17 protein-coding genes and 1 pseudogene are annotated in these 17,284 nt (G+C 35.5%); 14 read left to right on the top strand and 4 right to left on the bottom strand.

Features of this window, described 5'->3' with window-relative positions; translation table 11 throughout:
• Window positions 1-57: 57 nt before the first annotated feature.
• The 3 genes from ACSYSF_RS08910 to ACSYSF_RS08920 are packed head-to-tail and all read left to right on the top strand — an operon-like array spanning window position 58 to window position 1,931.
• Window positions 58-381, top strand: a complete 324-nt coding sequence (locus tag ACSYSF_RS08910) for a PadR family transcriptional regulator (protein WP_489867668.1) — start codon at window positions 58-60, stop codon at window positions 379-381.
• On the top strand, window positions 371-1,000 hold the full coding sequence (locus ACSYSF_RS08915) for a DUF1700 domain-containing protein (protein ID WP_489867669.1): 630 nt from the start codon (window positions 371-373) through the stop codon (window positions 998-1,000). Before ACSYSF_RS08910 ends, ACSYSF_RS08915 begins: the two co-directional genes overlap by 11 nt.
• A complete protein-coding gene (locus ACSYSF_RS08920; protein ID WP_489867670.1) occupies window positions 993-1,931 on the top strand; it encodes a DUF4097 family beta strand repeat-containing protein in 939 nt (312 codons plus the stop codon). The genes ACSYSF_RS08915 and ACSYSF_RS08920 overlap by 8 nt, the downstream gene beginning before the upstream one ends.
• Window positions 1,932-2,190: 259 nt before the next feature.
• Here the strand turns inward: ACSYSF_RS08920 and ACSYSF_RS08925 are convergent, their stop codons facing one another.
• Window positions 2,191-3,081 carry a YihY/virulence factor BrkB family protein gene (locus ACSYSF_RS08925; RefSeq protein ID WP_489867671.1) on the bottom strand — a complete coding sequence of 297 codons (891 nt, stop codon included), beginning with the start codon at window positions 3,079-3,081 and terminating at the stop codon, window positions 2,191-2,193.
• Window positions 3,082-3,195: 114 nt separating this feature from the next.
• Here ACSYSF_RS08925 and ACSYSF_RS08930 point away from each other — a divergent pair, with 114 nt between their 5' ends.
• From ACSYSF_RS08930 to ACSYSF_RS08970, 9 genes are all read left to right on the top strand, one after another.
• Window positions 3,196-3,591 (top strand): LysM peptidoglycan-binding domain-containing protein, encoded by a 396-nt coding sequence (locus ACSYSF_RS08930; RefSeq protein ID WP_489867672.1) that lies wholly within the window; start codon window positions 3,196-3,198, stop codon window positions 3,589-3,591.
• Between the two features lie 113 nt (window positions 3,592-3,704).
• A complete protein-coding gene (locus tag ACSYSF_RS08935) occupies window positions 3,705-5,090 on the top strand; it encodes an MFS transporter (protein ID WP_489867673.1) in 1,386 nt (461 codons plus the stop codon).
• 195 nt (window positions 5,091-5,285) lie between these two features.
• Window positions 5,286-6,230, top strand: a complete 945-nt coding sequence (rbsK, locus tag ACSYSF_RS08940) for a ribokinase (protein WP_489867674.1) — start codon at window positions 5,286-5,288, stop codon at window positions 6,228-6,230.
• A 415-nt stretch (window positions 6,231-6,645) separates the two neighbouring features.
• Complete coding sequence (locus ACSYSF_RS08945; protein WP_489867675.1) at window positions 6,646-7,662, top strand: ABC transporter ATP-binding protein; 1,017 nt, start codon at window positions 6,646-6,648, stop codon at window positions 7,660-7,662.
• On the top strand, window positions 7,659-8,612 hold the full coding sequence (locus tag ACSYSF_RS08950; protein ID WP_489867676.1) for an ABC transporter ATP-binding protein: 954 nt from the start codon (window positions 7,659-7,661) through the stop codon (window positions 8,610-8,612). The genes ACSYSF_RS08945 and ACSYSF_RS08950 overlap by 4 nt, the downstream gene beginning before the upstream one ends.
• A 16-nt stretch (window positions 8,613-8,628) precedes the next feature.
• Entirely contained in the window at window positions 8,629-9,585 is a 957-nt protein-coding gene (locus tag ACSYSF_RS08955; RefSeq protein WP_489867677.1) for an ABC transporter permease, read from the top strand.
• A gap of 15 nt (window positions 9,586-9,600) precedes the next feature.
• The gene (locus ACSYSF_RS08960) at window positions 9,601-10,545 is read left to right on the top strand and encodes an ABC transporter permease (RefSeq protein WP_489867678.1); all 945 of its coding nucleotides are present in this window, start codon (window positions 9,601-9,603) and stop codon (window positions 10,543-10,545) included.
• 109 nt (window positions 10,546-10,654) lie between these two features.
• Window positions 10,655-12,463 carry an oligopeptide ABC transporter substrate-binding protein gene (locus ACSYSF_RS08965; protein WP_489867679.1) on the top strand — a complete coding sequence of 603 codons (1,809 nt, stop codon included), beginning with the start codon at window positions 10,655-10,657 and terminating at the stop codon, window positions 12,461-12,463.
• A gap of 17 nt (window positions 12,464-12,480) precedes the next feature.
• Entirely contained in the window at window positions 12,481-12,912 is a 432-nt protein-coding gene (locus ACSYSF_RS08970; protein ID WP_489867680.1) for a hypothetical protein, read from the top strand.
• Between the two features lie 297 nt (window positions 12,913-13,209).
• Here the strand turns inward: ACSYSF_RS08970 and ACSYSF_RS08975 are convergent.
• Window positions 13,210-13,803: pseudogene (locus ACSYSF_RS08975) on the bottom strand (site-specific integrase).
• 78 nt (window positions 13,804-13,881) lie between these two features.
• Between ACSYSF_RS08975 and ACSYSF_RS08980 the strand changes: the two are divergent.
• Window positions 13,882-14,139, top strand: a complete 258-nt coding sequence (locus ACSYSF_RS08980) for a type II toxin-antitoxin system Phd/YefM family antitoxin (protein WP_489867681.1) — start codon at window positions 13,882-13,884, stop codon at window positions 14,137-14,139.
• Entirely contained in the window at window positions 14,132-14,443 is a 312-nt protein-coding gene (locus ACSYSF_RS08985) for a Txe/YoeB family addiction module toxin (protein ID WP_489867682.1), read from the top strand. Before ACSYSF_RS08980 ends, ACSYSF_RS08985 begins: the two co-directional genes overlap by 8 nt.
• Before the next feature lie 301 nt (window positions 14,444-14,744).
• On the opposite strand, the gene ACSYSF_RS08990 is transcribed toward ACSYSF_RS08985, so the two are convergent.
• Window positions 14,745-16,517 (bottom strand): RNA-directed DNA polymerase, encoded by a 1,773-nt coding sequence (locus ACSYSF_RS08990; protein ID WP_491737232.1) that lies wholly within the window; start codon window positions 16,515-16,517, stop codon window positions 14,745-14,747.
• Window positions 16,518-16,922: 405 nt separating this feature from the next.
• A complete protein-coding gene (locus ACSYSF_RS08995; RefSeq protein WP_489867684.1) occupies window positions 16,923-17,204 on the bottom strand; it encodes a hypothetical protein in 282 nt (93 codons plus the stop codon).
• Between the last annotated feature and the right edge of the window lie 80 nt (window positions 17,205-17,284).

The following is a 17,284-nucleotide window of genomic DNA, read 5'->3' on the forward strand; positions in this document are numbered from 1 at the left end:
ATTTTCTATACTTATATTATATTATACGTCTTATAGTATTGTAAAGGAAGATAAATTATGGCAATGCAATTATCAAGTGATTTAATGGATGGATTGGTATTAGCGTTACTATCTAAAGAAGATTTATATGGTTATTCATTAACAAAACAAGTACAAGAACGGTTTTCGGTTTCTGAATCAACGATGTATCCAGTGTTGCGTCGTTTAAAAAAGCGTGATTGGGTGACAACATATGATGAGCCTTTTGAAGGACGCAATCGAAGATATTATAAAATATCAGATTTAGGTTATCGTGAATTAGAACGGATTAAAGATGAATGGCGTTATTTCAGCAGTAAAGTTAATGAAGTAATCCTAGCAGGAGATACTAATGGAGAATAGTATTTATTTTGCTCAAGTTAAAAATTATTTAACGCAGTTAACTGCAGATGAGCAAGAAGATGTTATCCAGTTTTACCAAGAATATGCTGCCGATGCGCAATTGTCAGGTGATCGTCTAATTTCAAAATTAGGGACGCCAAAACAATTGGCACAACGCATTTTGGTTGATTATTCTTTGCGTCTTGATGATGAACAAGATACAACCAGTAAAACTGGTGATCGCAAAGAACGTCAAAACTGGGTTAAACAAGAATTAAGTTTGATTGGTACGGTCTTAGAAGGCTTGCTATCATCAATTGTTTGGGTACCTGCAATGGTACTTATTTTGGTGTGCTTATTTGCCACAATCGCCGTTGCCGTTGTTTTTATTGTGGTATTAATTTACTATCTATTAACGGGTCTTTTCCAAATTGTCGGTGGTATCGCAGTCTTGCCGAATAATTGGGCAACCGGGTTGTACCAAGGTGGTATTGGACTAATTATTGTTGGTATTCAGTTTGTAGTCTGGCCAATCGGCGGTAAATGTATTCGCACTGCCTTTCAATTATTAATGCGGTTTGTTAAATATGTTGGTCATAAGTTTTCACATAAAAATGGTGAGGTGACACGTCATGCATAAATCATTTCGATATGTTCTAACGGGATTCATCATTATTGCTTTTGGTGTCATTATTATGCTAATCGGTTTAGCACATGGTGGTCAAAATAAATTAGGGTGGCATCAAGGTCATTTTGATGTCTCACAAATAAAATCAGTCAAGCATCAGGTGAAAACTGTTGATAAAATGGATTTGGAAACTGCCAATGTGCCTGTGACATTTGAAACAGGCAACCAAAAAAAGGTTGTCGTTGAAGGACGCATTACGAATCCTAACTTCTTACATATTACACGTAAGCATAAACAGTTAAAGGTACGTTATGTGCCAACACAGGAAAAAGGGTACGAAGTTGGTTTTGGGAGGCGTGAGCCTGAAAAACTAGTCATCCGTGTGCCAAAGGATATGCAACTAGGTGAATATCGCCAATCAGCAATGTATGGAGATATGACCCTCAAAAACCTAAATGCAAAACATGTGATTTTAACAGCAACTAATGCTGATCTTAATTTACAGCATGCTAACATGAAAAATTTATCAACATCAGCACATGATTCTTTGATTACATTGGCAGATATTGCGTCAGAACAAACAACAGTTAATGTTAATAGTAGTCGCTTAAGGGGCCAAGATACCCAATTAGGGCGTTTAATGCTGTCAGCTGATGAAAGTACCACTAATCTGCAACGCGCAACCGTAGATACTAGTGCAGTGCAAGTAACTAAAGGCGATTTGAAATTATCTGATAGTCAACTGCATGGCCAAAATATGATGACTATTATCGATGGTTCATTAAAAGCTAAAGAATTACCTGATGTTAACCTACAAATGCAGACAACCTCAGGTAAAATAAAAGTTGCTGGTGAAAATTATGGTAATAATTACACCAACGATTTAACAACTGATAATCAACTGAATGTTGATGTTTCGGATGGCAATATTAATATTAAATAATATAAAAAGCACTAGCAATGTGGGGTTGCTAGTGCTTTTTAATGTTATTTGACTGCACGTCGTCATAACATTAACTATAAGCGAAATAATAAGGCGCGTTTATAGCTATATTTTAAGGAGTAGGTTGTAGGTTAGTTAGGCCTACATACTAAGTTGCTAAACTTAGCGTTATGAGTCTATTGTACATATAGTGTTAGGAATATACTTTTTCTAACAACTATTAATATAGCGCAAAAGTTCCAAAAATACAACACTTTTTTCATTTTTTTCCGGAATTTCGGAAAAGTAGTTTAATCATATACCAGGTACTAGCGCGATCACTAGCATGGGCGGGATATAATTCTTGTAGGATAGCCGTGATAATTGTGCCAATTAATGAGGCTAAAGCAATGAAATTAATCCAAAGTAATAAGATGATAGCCGAGCTTAATGCTTGATAAAATGAAAAAGCACGAGCGGCCAAATCAACATACCAACCAAATGCCTTGGCAAGCCAAATAATTAAGGTAATTTGTATAATGGTTCCGACTAAGTTCCAGATGAAACGTGGTTTTTTGATTGGTAAGAAAGTATTCAATAATAGTGCACCGATAAACAAACCAATGCTAACAATTGGCCGCTTAGCCGATTCAATTTCCTGCATAATTTGGGTACTAAGAGGTAATGCTTCTAAGACATTTGTACCCACTGATGCAATAATTAACAAAGAGCCCACAATAATTAAAATAATCATTAACCAAAACATTGAGATAAAACGATTAAAAATAGCAACGTTACCAGGATTACTATTGTAAATACCGTTTTGGGCCACACGAATGGCTGAAACAACGCGTGATAGTGACCATAATGTTAAAAGAATGGAAATAGACAAAACACCAACACCATTTTGACTAAGAACTGATCGAATAATGGGTTCTAAATAGTTAAAAACTGATTCAGGAACCGCCGTTTGTGCATAATTTAAAGCAGTATCAATAGTTAGCCCTAAATAAGGTAAAATAGTACTTAAAATAACAATTCCTGGAAATATTGATAGCAAACCAAAATATGCAATCGATGAACTAGCGGTGATAATATCAACACGGGAAACGACATCAATGGTTGCTGACACCACTCGATTATGTATAAGACTTTTGAAAAAATGTTTCACGATGTATATTCTCCTGATAGAATTAACAGTAACTATCTAATTCTATCAAATATTGAATGATAGCGTGTAATTATTTACTTAACTAGCATTATTGAAATTAAAAGGGATATAAATATGAAAAAGAAGAAGCTTTCGCGTGTTAAATTTTGGCTCACTGTGTTAATCGGGTATGTCGTCATTTTTGCAATCGGTTTTGCAATACCAATTGTGTATGACGCAGTGTCTAATAAAGATTCTCAAGATACAGCTATAGCTAGCTCATCATCAAGCAGTAGTGAACCTGAAAGTAGTAGCTCATCATCAAAACCTAAAAAAGAAGCTACTAGCAAAAAGACTCAGGAACATAAAAAATCGACTAGCACAGCTAAGAAGGTCGTCGTTGAGGCTGGTGAAACAGCTTACGCAATCGCAAATAAATATGGTTTAACCGTGGATGAGTTACAAGAATTGAATGATGATATTGACTTGGATAACTTACAAGAAGGTCAAAAAATCGCAATTGCGGAATGATTTTAAACAATATCATAATTTATTTTAATTTGTAATCAAAATGTTACTTACGCTAACTCTCTAAATGTGCTTAAATAAAAATCAGGCACTTTTTTAAGTTTATAGGAGGAGTTATGCAGAAAGAGAAAGTCTCGTCAAAAGTTATCTGGTCTATTGTTGCAGTTGCAATTTTAGGATTCTCAGGTATTTTGACTGAAACGTCAATGAATGTGACGTTTCCAGAATTAATTGAACAATTTAATCAACCAATGGGAACGGTTCAGTGGTTAACAACAGCTTACTTACTAGTTGTTGCCTTAATGATGCTAACATCAGCTCATTTTAATACCATTTGGAGTAAGCGTCGTACATATATGACGGGGTTGATTGCTTTTATTATCGGTGATGTTATCGCTATGGTTGCACCAAGTTTTTGGATTTTATTGATTGGTCGTTTAATTATGGCCATTGGAACTGGAATTGCAATTCCGTTAGTTTTTAATATCATTCTTACCAGTGTACCCATGTCACAAATTGGTAAGTATATGGGATTTGGAACTTTGATTATTTCATTAGCTCCCGCATTGGGTCCTGTATACGGAGGTGTTGTTTCTTATGCATTAAGTTGGCGTGAAATTTTTGCCATCATTGTACCAGTTGCGATTATTTCTTTGTTAATCGGCTGGTTTAATCTTGATACAACAACACCCAAGACTGAAAGCAAGTTTGCTTTTGGCCAATTTATTTTGATTGGTGCATCATTGACAGCGGCTTTGTTGGGACTTGGTCAATTAGAATCAGGTAAAATTACGGTCACAATTGTTAGTTTGTTTGTCATTGCGATTGTTGCAATGATTGCCTTCATTATGGTTGCTAAGAAAGCTGATCATCAATTGATTGATTTAAGTATTTTCCGCAGTAAAGCGTTTGTGATGGCTTTGTTGATTTATTCAACATCACAAGCTATTAATTTGGCAGTTAACTTTGCCTTGCCACAATATACACAATTAACATTAGGCTCAACAACTATGGTGGCTGGTCTAATTTTGATGCCAGGTTCATTACTGGGCTCAGCATTTGCTCCTGTTTATGGTTCAATGTATGATCATATGGGTGCTAGCAAACCATTGACCATTGGAACTTTTGCTTTCTTGGCCGTTATGATTGTCTTCTCATTTATGGCACCAAGCATTATGACCATTGGTTTGACAGTGATTTATGCTTTGTTCACTTTGGCACGAAACTTGACCTTTAGTGTTGGAATGACTGCCGGTGTTGCGGAGGTAAATCCACAACAAACCGGTGATGTTAATGCGGTATTTAATACGGCACAACAATTCGTTGGTGCTGTTGGAACGACAGTTGCTGCATTGTTTATTCAAACAACTGGTACAAGCAAGGCAGCTATTGCTTCACAAACAGCAGATGGTTTTGGTAACTTAATTGTCTTCAGTACAGTTATTGTTGCTATCAGTATTATTTGGTTGCTTATCTTTATGAAGACTAAGACAGCTAAGTAATTCAAACAATTTTAGCAAGAAACGGTTGGAACATTTTATTTTGTTCCAACCGTTTTTATTTTACCCAATATCAAAATGTCTCAAAGAATAACGCAACAGTGAACGTAAGCGTGTACACTACGCAGGATTATCGCTATAATTAAGAGGACTTAAAGAGATAGATAATGAATGATTAAAGATATATGGAGAAAAATCATGACAAAGAAAATTACGGTGTTGGGGTCAACCAATATTGATCGTGTCGTATCAGTACCTCGGTTTGCTCAGAGTGGTGAAACGCTACATACAGATAATCATTTAACAAATGCCATGGGTGGCAAAGGGTTGAACCAAGGAGTTGCCGTTGCCCGTTCTGGCGTAAAAACGAACATGATCACCAAAGTTGGTCGCGAATTTGATATTTCTGAAAATATGAACGTGGAAAATTTGCTAACTAACCACGTGATGTTTTCTGAAACGGCAGAAACAGGGCAAGCATATATCACGGTTTCTGAAGAAACTGGTGATAATATGATTTATATTTACGGTGGCGCAAATGCTGATTTAACTACTGAGGATGTGCAACAACATCGTGACGCTATTATTGAATCTGATTTTGTAATTGCGCAATTAGAAACATCAATTGAATCAGTGATTACAGCTTTTAAAATCGCGCATGAAAATGGGGTTAAGACGATTTTAAATCCAGCACCAATGCCTGAAGCCGGCGGTCTACCAGAAGAATTGCTAGAGTTAACTGACGTGATTGCTCCTAATGAACATGAAACGTACTTATTGACGACGGTAGAGATTACTGACCATGAATCATTGATGCGTAATGCAGTGTACTATTTCCAGCGAGGCATCGACACTGTCATTATTACGCTCGGATCGAAGGGTGCTTTTTATATGAAAGACAATGGTGAAACAAAATTAGTGCCTATTTTTGAAACGAAAACAGTTGATACAACAGCTGCTGGTGATACATTTATTGGAGCAATGGTAACACGATTGAACAAAGACTTAGATAATTTAGAGGAAGCAATGGTTTATGCATCAGCAGCCTCTTCCGTAGCTGTTTCACGTCCAGGGGCACAACCAAGTATCCCATTGGAAAATGAAGTGCTAGCGATTCTAGCAGCACATGGTGATTTGGAGTGAAATAGCTTTGGGTAAATTAAAGAGCAAGTAAGAGATTTGAATTTTTCTTACTTGCTCTTTTTTAGTACATATGAAAAGTTAATTCTTCTGCCGTATAGGGATGGCCCTTTCGAATACCACTCATTGCTTCGTTCGGTATATGATAACCTAACAACTGCATTGTTTTGACGGCAAATTCACGTTGTGCAAAACCAAGTGCCGTTAGAATGTTATGCTTTTTATCATAAAAAATCGACTTTCTAGCAATATTTTCACAAAGTTCGTTACGTAGCGAACACCAATCTAAAAAATAATACTTAAATTAAAGTTAAATTAGAAAACCACTTGACTAGGTAAAACAATTCATTATAGTATTAGAAAATTATGATAGGTTTAAGGAAATAATGATAACTAGCAAAAGGACGAGGTGAGTATAGTGGCTGAAGGGAAATCATTACTAGCGTTAAATGATGTATCAACGTCCTTTAAGATCGATGGTGCTTATTATGACGCGATTTCGCATATTAATTTAACAGTAAAAAAGGATGAAATTTTAGCGATTGTTGGTGAATCAGGGTGTGGTAAAAGTACATTAGCCACAACTATCATGGGGCTTCATGATATGAAAACCACTAAAGTTGGTGGTCAGGTTATATTTGAAGATGAGAATTTATTAGAATTAAATGAGGAAGGCATGAACGATGTTCGTGGTGCCAAAATCGGCATGATTTTTCAGGATCCTTTGTCAGCTTTAAATCCATTGAAGCGTATTGCTGATCAAATTCGTGAAGTCCTTGATTACCATACTAAGATGTCGACAAAAGAAAAGAATGACCGTGTGCTTGAGCTATTAGATCAAGTCGGCATTGTTAATCCAGAGCGAACAGCACGGCAGTTTCCACATGAATTATCAGGTGGTATGCGTCAACGTGTGATTATTGCTATTGCAATTGCCTGCAAACCAGACATTATTATCGCTGATGAACCAACAACAGCATTGGACGTGACGATTCAAGCACAAATTTTGGATGTGTTACACGGCATTCAAGCTGAAAACCATGCCGGCATTATTTTGATTACCCACGATTTGGGGGTTGTTGCTGAGACTGCTGATGAAGTCGCTGTTATGTACGCTGGTGAAATTGTTGAGCAAGGGACAACCTTACAAGTATTTGATAATCCGCAGCATCCATATACGAGATCATTATTACGTTCAATGCCTCAAGGAGATGCGGACGTTGAAAATGATGATTTGTACGTCATTGAAGGTAGTGTTCCTTCTTTAGAAAAGATGCCACAGACTGGCGATCGTTTTGCACCACGTATTCCATGGATTCCAGCTGAGTATCATGAGGAAAACCCAACGATGCATGTGGTTGAACCAGGACACGAAGTTCGTTGTACTTGTTACCAGCATTTTTATTTTAAGACCTTAGAGGAGATGAATGTATGAGTTTAATTGAGATTAAAGATTTGAAAGTTCATTATCCGATTCGGTCAGGCTTTTTTAACCGCATTACTGATCAGGTTAAAGCTGTTGATGGTATTAACTTTAATATTGAAGCAGGTGAAACATATGGTTTAGTTGGTGAATCAGGTTCTGGCAAATCAACAACGGGTAAAGCAGTGGTTGGTTTAGAAAACGTGACAGCAGGGTCAATCAAATACAAAGGTGTTGATATTACTGATCATAATGCACGTCACAATATTAAGTACAATCAAAATGTTCAGATGATTTTTCAGGATTCGTTATCGAGTTTAAATCCAAGAAAACGTGTGTTAGATATTATCGCTGAACCGTTACGAAATTTTCAGCATTTATCAAGTGAAGATGAAAAGATTCGTGTACTACAACTACTTGAAACAGTTGGTTTGAATCCTGAATCATTGTATAAATATCCACACCAATTTTCTGGTGGTCAACGACAAAGAATTGGAATTGCACGAGCAGTTGCAACTAATCCTGAATTAATCGTTGCGGATGAACCAGTATCAGCTTTGGACTTATCCGTTCAAGCTCAGGTTTTAAATTTTATGAAAAAAATCCAACGAGATTTTGGTATTTCATATTTATTTATTTCCCATGATTTGGGTGTTGTCAGGCATATGTGTCAAAACATCGCCATTATGAATAAAGGTCGTTTGGTTGAAGTTGGTACGCGTGAAGATATTTATGAAAATCCACTCCACATTTATACAAAACGTTTATTAGCAGCAATTCCGGAAGTGGATGTAGTGAAGCGTCAGGAACGTCACCAACAGCGTAAAGAAATCGAACGCGTGTATCAAGAAGAATCTAGTCAATATTATGATGACGAAGGATTACCTTATCCATTAGTTCAAGTGTCGCCAACTCATTTTGTTGCTCTGCCAAAAGAGCAATTAATTGATCAATTAAAGTAAGGGGAGGGAGTAGTTAATGTGGAAAACAATTCTACGACGAGTCTTAATTATGATTCCAGAAGTCATTTTGCTAAGTATTCTAGTTTTTCTTTTAGCGAAAGCGATGCCTGGTGATCCCTTTACCGGATCGATTAATCCTCGTTCAAGTGCGACACAAATTGAGCATTTAAAACAAGTTAACGGGCTATATGATCCATGGTATCAACAGTATTGGAATTGGGTTGTTCATCTGTTCCAGGGTGATTTAGGACAAAGTTATCAGTATCATGAGCCAGTAACAAATTTGATTGGTGAACGTGCCGTTAATACTTTGTGGTTGTCAGCATTTACTATGATTTTGACTTACATAATAGCGTTACCGCTAGGGCTATATGCTGGTAAGCATGAAGGGAAATTGCCCGATACCGTTATCCGAATTTATACATACGTGACGTACTGTATTCCATTTTTCGTTATTTTAGTAATTGGTTTGTGGATATTTGGGTATGTTTTGAATTGGTTCCCGACAACCGGGTCTGTATCACCAACATCTAGTGGTGTCGGCATGATTGGTTCACGTTTCTTCCATGTTTTGTTACCTGGGTTATTAGGAGCATTGTTTGGAACTGTGAATATTGTGCAGTATATGCGTTCGGAAGTTATTGATGCCAAACATTCAGATTATGTGCGAACAGCACGTTCAAAGGGTGTACCAGGTAAAGATATTTATAAGCACCATATTTTTAGAAATTCGTTATTACCAATTGCCGCATTTGGTGGTTATTCAATTACAGGACTTTTAAATGGTTCAATCTTTACCGAAACTATCTTTTCATATCCAGGTATGGGAATGTTGTTTATCGATTCAATTAGTTATCGTGATTATACCGTTATTACAGCGCTAGTTTTGCTATTTGGAATTTTAAATTTGTTGGGTACATTGCTATCTGACATTATTCTAAGCATTGTTGATCCGCGAATTCGTATTAATTAAGAAAGGGGCGTAAAAATGGCAGCAAATACAAACTTGGCTGAAATGTCGCCTAAAGAATTAGAGAATTTAGCGGCACAAGCAAAACAAGAAGCAGCACCGTCAGCAACCAAAATTTTGTGGCGTGAGTTTAAAGCTGATCGACCAGCCTTAATTTCTTTAATTATCGTGGTTGGGTTTATATTATTTGTGATGATTGCACCGTTATTTATTGATAGCGAGAAAATGATGACAACTAATATTTTGGCCTACTTAACACCACCTCTACAGGACAATTTCTTGTTAGGGGCTGATGCGAATGGTCGTTCTATTGCGATGCAACTGATTGTTGGTTCGAGAAACTCAATTGGGATTGCCATTGGCTTAACCATTATTTCTTCAGCAGTTGGAATTGCTTGGGGATTAATTTCTGGTTATTTCGGTGGTTACATTGATTGGGGGATGCAACGAATTTATGATTTTATGATGATGCTTCCAATGACGATGATGATTATCGTGTTGGTAACCATAATTGATGATTATAATGCAGTTACGTTGACATTAATCTTTTCATTATTTTATTGGATGGGAACTTCACGACTTATCCGTTCGCGAACGTTGGCCGAAACGAAAAAAGATTACGTTTCAGCATCAATTACATCTGGTACCAAGTCATGGAAAATTATCTTCCGTGAAATCATGCCTAATATTTCGTCATTGATTATTGTTGATACAACCCTTTCATTCGCTGAGAATATTGGGGTTGAAACAGGACTATCATATTTGGGCTTTGGGCTACCATCGAATACGCCATCATTAGGAACGTTAATTGCGAATGCGAACGATCCTAATAATATTACTCAGTATTGGTGGACATGGTTACCAGCTGCAATTGAAATTATTATTTTATGTCTTGCAATTAGTTATATCGGCCAAGTTGTTAGTCGAGCAGCTAATGCATCACAACGACGTTCAACTAAGTAATCAATACAAAATAAATTTTAGGGTGGTGGTGCAATTATAAAAAGACCGTTATCACAGATTGTTTCATATTAGGGAATAGTTTCATGAGTAAAAGAAATGAGGAAAGTGTATGAAAAAGGCAAGCAAAAAATGGGCAGTTTCATCGGCAGCAGTATTGACGGCAGTTTCTCTAGCTGCAGTCAGCGTGGGTAGTACAGATAGTGCGTCAGCAGCCGAAACTAAGCGTGCAAAACTTTCAGATACGTACAAAAACAATGCTAAAGAAGACACCAAAGCTAATAATAACAGTACATTGAAGGTCGCTGAACCAAATGATTCACCCTTCAAAGGAATTTCTGAATCAATTTTAGCTGATAATCAGGAAGACCAAAATGTCTTCAGTCCTGGTGGTGGTGGTAGCTTGTTTAATGTCGATAAGAATTTTAAGATTATTGATGGTGGGTTAGCTAATCAGAAGCTAGATCGTGATAATAATACAGTGACAATTACAATTCGTGATAATGCAAAATGGTCTGATGGTGAGCCAGTTGTGGCGCGTGATGTTGAATATGCCTACGAGATTATTGCTAGTCCGAAGTCAACATCTTCACAATATTCAAGTGATTTTGAGCGTATTGAAGGAATGGCTGATTTCCACAAGGGCAAGGCTGATAAAATTTCAGGAATTACCTATCCTGATGGTGAAGATGGTAAGACAGTTGTCATTAAATACAATGCGCTTTCACCAAGTATGAAGTATTCAGGTAACTCATTTATTTGGGGAAGTGTTGCACCTTATCACCACTATAAGGATATTGCCATTGATAAATTAGCCGGTTCTGATGCTGTGCGTAAAGATCCGGTCTTTATTGGCCCATATAAGTTGGATAAAGTTGTTGAAGGTGAGTCAACATCATGGTCGCCAAATAAATATTATTGGGGTGATGCACCTAAGATTAAGCACATTACCATTAATGTTGTTTCAACTAATAGTATTGATAAAGCCATTCAAACTAGTAAATATGATTTCACTTCACCAAGTGGTGTCATGCGTGGTACCAGTTATAAGAACTTGAAGAATTTGAAGAACTATAAGATTGTTGGGCAACCTGATTTAGGTTATAACTACTTTGGCTTCAACTTGGGTGAATATGATCCTGATAAGCAAGTTAATATGATGGATCCTAAGGCTAAAATGGGTAATAAGAAATTACGTCAGGCAATGATGTATGCCATTGATGAAGACGCCATTAATGAGAAGTTTGGTAACGGTGTTAGGTGGCGTGCTAAGACTTTGATTCCACCAATCTTTGAAAAGTATAGTGATAAGTCAGCCAAGGGATTCCCATACAGTCCTAAGAAGGCTAATAAGTTACTAGATGATGCTGGTTATAAGAAGGATGGTAAGTGGCGTACCCAACCAAATGGTAAGAAACTTGTGATTAAGTTTGGTGCTATGAAGGGTACTTCAACTAGTCATGCAACGTATGAAGATTACTTGCAACGTTGGCGTAAAGTTGGTTTGAACGTTAAGATGGCAACTGGTAAGGAAATGGAAATGAACAGTTTCTATGATACGCTACAAAAGCCTAAGCAAAAGAAGATTGATATCTTCGCAGCTGCTTGGAGTGTGTCATCTGAACCAACACCAACGCAATTGTATGGTGAAGATGCGCCATTCAACATGGGCCACTTTGTCACAAAAAAGAATACGCAATTGATAAATGATATGAATAATGACAAGGCATGGGATGATTCATATCGTACTGATAAGTTTAAAGAGTGGCAAAAGTATATGAATGATCAAGCGGCATATGTTGCTAGTGATAATAGTTATCAATGGGGACCAGTTAATAAGCGTGTGAAGGGCTTTGATATTGCACCTGATAATAACAATTTCTGGAATAATTTGTCATTGACGTCATCAAAGTTAAAGTAATTTATTAACTTAATTGGGTGAATAAAAAGGCAGATGATAACCGGGCATTTACGGATGAAACAACTGAAAAAGATAACGCTAATTTGAGTGAAAAAGTGTTAAACATGGATTTTGGAGTTGGATTATTCTTGGTAACACGGAATCCTGTATCAGCTGCTACAGAAACTGATCAGAAAACCACGGTGAATAGTTCTTTTAATTATAATTCTGATGAAGGAAAGAAATTATATAGTCAAGAAGATAGTTCGACTTTGAATAATGAGCCAGCATTTATAACTAGAGGAATTAAAAAGTCTGTAGTAACCGCACCTTTACGCTATGGTGGCCTTGCAATGGGTAAAATAATTAATACAAGATTATCAACAGAAGATGGAGATAGTATCTTAGCTTGTGTCTTATCATATTCGGAACATTATCATGATAAAATAATTGAATTAATAGCTAGTTAAAATAAGCGTAAGATGGTTTCTATTTTTATAGATTATCTTACGCTTATTTTTGTTTTACTATGTTAATTGTACAAAATTAAAAATTTTGTAGTTGTTTAGAAACATATTCTATGAGTATTTTTAAAAGATTAGGTGGGTTAGTGTTTTGTGTTGTCATTTGTGGCATCAGTAGTAACGAGGTAATCATTAAGACTTTGGTTTTATTAGCGTGTCAATCATCAAATAGTTCATGGTAATCATGCGTAAAATCAATATTCATAGTAAGACTCCTTTCAATTTGGCAAATTACTTTGTCAATTAGCCAAAGTCGATATTATCTAAAATATGGCTTCAGTGCTTGCTTGGTCGAGACCAAGATAAGCTAAGGTCATGGCTTCACTACTATGGTTTAAAAGATGCATGCCTAAGCCAATATTGTAATTTGATGGGATATAGACCCGGTAAGCACCCGTTTTACGCATGGTATGGGTGCCCAAGTAATTCATATTCAGTAAAGTCCCCCACTTTATGCATGATCTTATAGAATTTTTTTTCAGTGATATGTTGATCAGGATGTTGGGTTGAGGAAATTAACCAGACAGTCGTTAGATTTTGTTGGGTTAGCCACTGTTGGTATTGGTTTAAGTCATGCTGAAGCGGTTTTAAATAAAGGGTGTTGGCTTTACCGGTCTTTTTATCATGAATAAAAGCCGTTTGTTTCATCGTCCCATCAAGATTAAAAACGTCTTGTTGTTTGAGGCGCATAACATCACTGACTCGTAGTAGGGTGGCTTTACCCACTTGAAAAATCGTGTAATTACGGCGACCGGCTTTGAAACTATCTAATAGGGTCTTTTGGACGTCTTTGAGGACGTTCGTGTCTTTAATGGGGAGGACAATTTGTTGCACCATGAGAAACTTCTTTTTGACGTACGTGATAACGTACGTTATACTTGTAGTAAGAGAAAGCTAAGAAAAGAGGCGATTGTTATGGAGATGATCACACCAACTAAAGCAAGAGATAACCTATTTTCGTTGATTAAAGAAACTAATCGTGACTCAGCGCCTGTATTTATTTCGGGTGCCGAGACTAGTAAGAGTGCGGTATTAATTGGTAAGAAAGATTATGATGCTTTGCAAGAGACATTGGCATTGTTTATGAATGGTCAAATGCCGACGGCTTTTAGTCGTGAAAATGATGAGTCAGTTGATTTAGAGAATATGATTGCCGAGATAGATAATGAGTGAGTGGCGTATCAAGATAAAGAAATCAGCAAAGAGTGATTTGAAAAAAGTCCTAAAAGGTCCGTTACGTTCATCTTTTGAAGCTATCGTTACCGTATTACAAACGGATCCTTATTTAGCGATTCAGTCGTTTGAGAAGTTGACACCACCAGCTGCTGGATATTATTCACGTCGAATTAATGGTCAGCACCGGGTAGTTTATAAAATTGATAATGAAAGCAAAATAGTCGAAATTTATTCTTGTTGGGCCCATTATGAAAGTGGCTCACTAGAGATGAAAGGGAAGTCATCAGCCCGCCGAAATTGAGTAGCTATTAAATATAATAGCATAAAAATAACCCCCATTAACGCGATTATCGTTAATGGGGGTTATTTTAGTAACTTTTTCGAGGGGCGATTTCTACATTATAGACCCTTATAATTATTCTTTAACTTAAAATTTGGGTGATTTTATGTTTGAATTGAAATAATTAGAATTCAGTAATATAACATCGTTTATAGTTTATAAATTTTACAAATCTCGTTCCACTTGCACCTAACATAGCCTATTTATGGTTTTGTGTCTTAATTTATACGGATAGGTCTTCAAAAGGTCATATATTAATCAGTTAATTATTGTTTTTTAGTAAGAATTCTATTATACCAAGTTTGTCCCATTGAATTTTGTTACCATTATTTGAGATAAACAATTTTTTTATATCAGGATCAACATTTCTTTCAGTTACTATCCAGAGTTTTGAGATAGGAAGCCACCATTTGGATTGAGAAATTGTTGCCCAGTATTTAGTGGGGTTTAAATTACCATTTATTATATTACTATTTGCTATATTAATAATTTCTGATTCAATGCGTTTATTCGTTTTCTGGCTATATTTTTTCAGCAGAACTGTTAAAACTAATACACTAATGTCTGTTTTGGCTTTCTTTTTTTTGTACGCAGTAAATGTTTTAGAGGTTTCATTTGATGTACCTGCTTTACCTAAGGCATAGAAGTACCATATTTCTAAATCTGTATCAGAAAAGCTGTCTTCAATATAATCTAATTCTGCAAAGAGAGTACTCCAAATTTTATGTTTAACAGTTGGTATTGCAGTAGAAATAATTGCAGAAATAACTTTGTAAATATGCATGGCTAGTACAGGTTTGACATATGTTACTTTTATTAAAAAAAGCATTAAGGATGTCACGACTTTATTATCCTTAAATTTTATGTTTTTGTTTTTTAATTGATTTTCAATTATTGATAAGATAGCTTTTGCAGTAGGTATATCGCTTTCTACAAGTAGATTAATAATAGTTTCTCTTAGGGTGGTGTAATTTTCAAATGAAAACTGTTCTATATGTCCGTTTGTAAGAGTTTTTATTATAGGATAACGTTCTAGATGCGCTTGTTTTTGTATTTCAAAACCTTTATAGATTTGAAATTTACTGTCATTAAAAGACAATTCATATTGTCTGAATAGTTTTATTAAATGGTGTTTTATTAATTCCAAATCAGAATTTCTTTTGGAAAAAAAACGATAGTCATCAACATAACGAGTAAAGTTAATATCTAAATTCAATTTGTTGATTAATTCAAGTATTTTTTGATCCAATGATAATTGGAACAATTCTGCAGATATTTTGGAGGAGATTGGCCCCTGTATTATCCCTTTTGTATGAGCATCATTTATTTTTTGATTGTACTCATCCAACCAAAGTAGATACTTTTTAAACGTTTTAGACTTAGTAATCTTAATTTTAGACAATAAATGCGTATATATATTTTCGAAAAATTTACTTAAATCCATTTGCAAAACATATGGGTATGTTGATTCTATCTTAAAACGTTGTAGTTTGCTTTCTTTAAAAAACTTGTTTGTTCCATCGTATCCTATAAAACCAACAGCTATATCCTTTTCAACTGTCTCTTCTTCATACAGCATAGATGAAAAAAGTCCATCTCGACCAATTATGGGGGATTCGGAATGACTTGTTTTGCCATTTAAACGTTCTTCAGTAGAGTACAATTTACTGAGTGTTGAATTTGCAATAATGAGGCTGTTATATGTAAACATCAATGAATGCTTTATATTTGGTATCGCCATTGGTCTCCAAGAATCATTCATTTTTATTGTAAAAAACTTAATTGATTCAGCAGCCCAGTTTTCTCCATAAATATATTCTGGAGGCTTAATTCCTTTATAAAGGTTTTCAATTAAATTGGTTGATGAATCTATCGTAAAAAGTGTTGGTTTGGGATTATCCCGTAATTCTTTAATTAATTTTTTAGAAGAATATTCAGTAATCAAATTATTAAGCAGTGGAGGTAATTGCGTAGCAAACATACCATTCAATAGAGTATATGGATCAGAATTTAGTTCAAATAAATGAGTATCCACTAATTTCACATCCTAACATTGTTAAATTTTATTCTTATCTAAAATGCCACCAGGCATTTTTGGGCTTTAAATCATTGGCTTTGTTCAAAGCTGGGTTGGTGTGCTTACTTTGTTTAGAAGTAATAGCATTAAATTTTTTAAATTTCCTTTTAGTTATTAATTGCAATTATTGTGATTGATCCAATAGTTTTTTGCATTAATTTTATTGTACATCTTGCAACTTTCCTTGTGAAAGTCATTTGCGTCTTTATTTTCCGGTTTCCAGGTACAAGAATAACTGTTAACAGGTGTACCACGTTATTTCCTATATTTTTTCTGTCCCTTGAGTAAATATAACTTACGTTGATGAAGAGTGATAGTGTTATCAACTTCTTATAAAAATAGTCCCTAATTAACTAATGTTATTTATAGGAGATCTGTTTTGGTAATTTGTAAAGATGGATAGTGTGTTAACTCTGTTAATTGCGTATCTGTCGGACAACTGTATAGCATATAATAGTCGTCTTTATTTTTATGCTGATTGAGTTTTTCGAAGGTGGCTTTAGCAGTATTAACATTAGTTGTGATAAATACAACGGATACGACGCCTATTTTTTCATCATTTTCAGGGATAACTTCACCTTTTAAAATTAGTTTCAATTCTTTGTTATCCGTTAAAGCCATATCGATGTAGTCTTGGTCATGCATATGGTTTGCCTCCTATACGTTTTTAATAATAATACTTTTAATAGATTTATCCCTAGATGGCGTTGATAGCGGTCCCAATA

This window comes from Weissella sp. ESL1139 (genome assembly GCF_058506735.1).

Excerpts from the sequence above, each read along its gene's own strand:
- ACSYSF_RS08950 (WP_489867676.1), top strand. The coding sequence starts at position 7,659 with ATGAGTTTAATTGAGATTAAAGATTTGAAAGTTCATTATCCGATTCGG.
- ACSYSF_RS08965 (WP_489867679.1), top strand. The coding sequence starts at position 10,655 with ATGAAAAAGGCAAGCAAAAAATGGGCAGTTTCATCGGCAGCAGTATTG.
- ACSYSF_RS08985 (WP_489867682.1), top strand. The coding sequence starts at position 14,132 with ATGAGTGAGTGGCGTATCAAGATAAAGAAATCAGCAAAGAGTGATTTG.
- ACSYSF_RS08935 (WP_489867673.1), top strand. The coding sequence starts at position 3,705 with ATGCAGAAAGAGAAAGTCTCGTCAAAAGTTATCTGGTCTATTGTTGCA.
- ACSYSF_RS08995 (WP_489867684.1), bottom strand. The coding sequence starts at position 17,204 with ATGCATGACCAAGACTACATCGATATGGCTTTAACGGATAACAAAGAA.
- rbsK (WP_489867674.1), top strand. The coding sequence starts at position 5,286 with ATGACAAAGAAAATTACGGTGTTGGGGTCAACCAATATTGATCGTGTC.
- ACSYSF_RS08910 (WP_489867668.1), top strand. The coding sequence starts at position 58 with ATGGCAATGCAATTATCAAGTGATTTAATGGATGGATTGGTATTAGCG.
- ACSYSF_RS08955 (WP_489867677.1), top strand. The coding sequence starts at position 8,629 with ATGTGGAAAACAATTCTACGACGAGTCTTAATTATGATTCCAGAAGTC.
- ACSYSF_RS08930 (WP_489867672.1), top strand. The coding sequence starts at position 3,196 with ATGAAAAAGAAGAAGCTTTCGCGTGTTAAATTTTGGCTCACTGTGTTA.
- ACSYSF_RS08915 (WP_489867669.1), top strand. The coding sequence starts at position 371 with ATGGAGAATAGTATTTATTTTGCTCAAGTTAAAAATTATTTAACGCAG.
- ACSYSF_RS08960 (WP_489867678.1), top strand. The coding sequence starts at position 9,601 with ATGGCAGCAAATACAAACTTGGCTGAAATGTCGCCTAAAGAATTAGAG.
- ACSYSF_RS08920 (WP_489867670.1), top strand. The coding sequence starts at position 993 with ATGCATAAATCATTTCGATATGTTCTAACGGGATTCATCATTATTGCT.
- ACSYSF_RS08980 (WP_489867681.1), top strand. The coding sequence starts at position 13,882 with ATGGAGATGATCACACCAACTAAAGCAAGAGATAACCTATTTTCGTTG.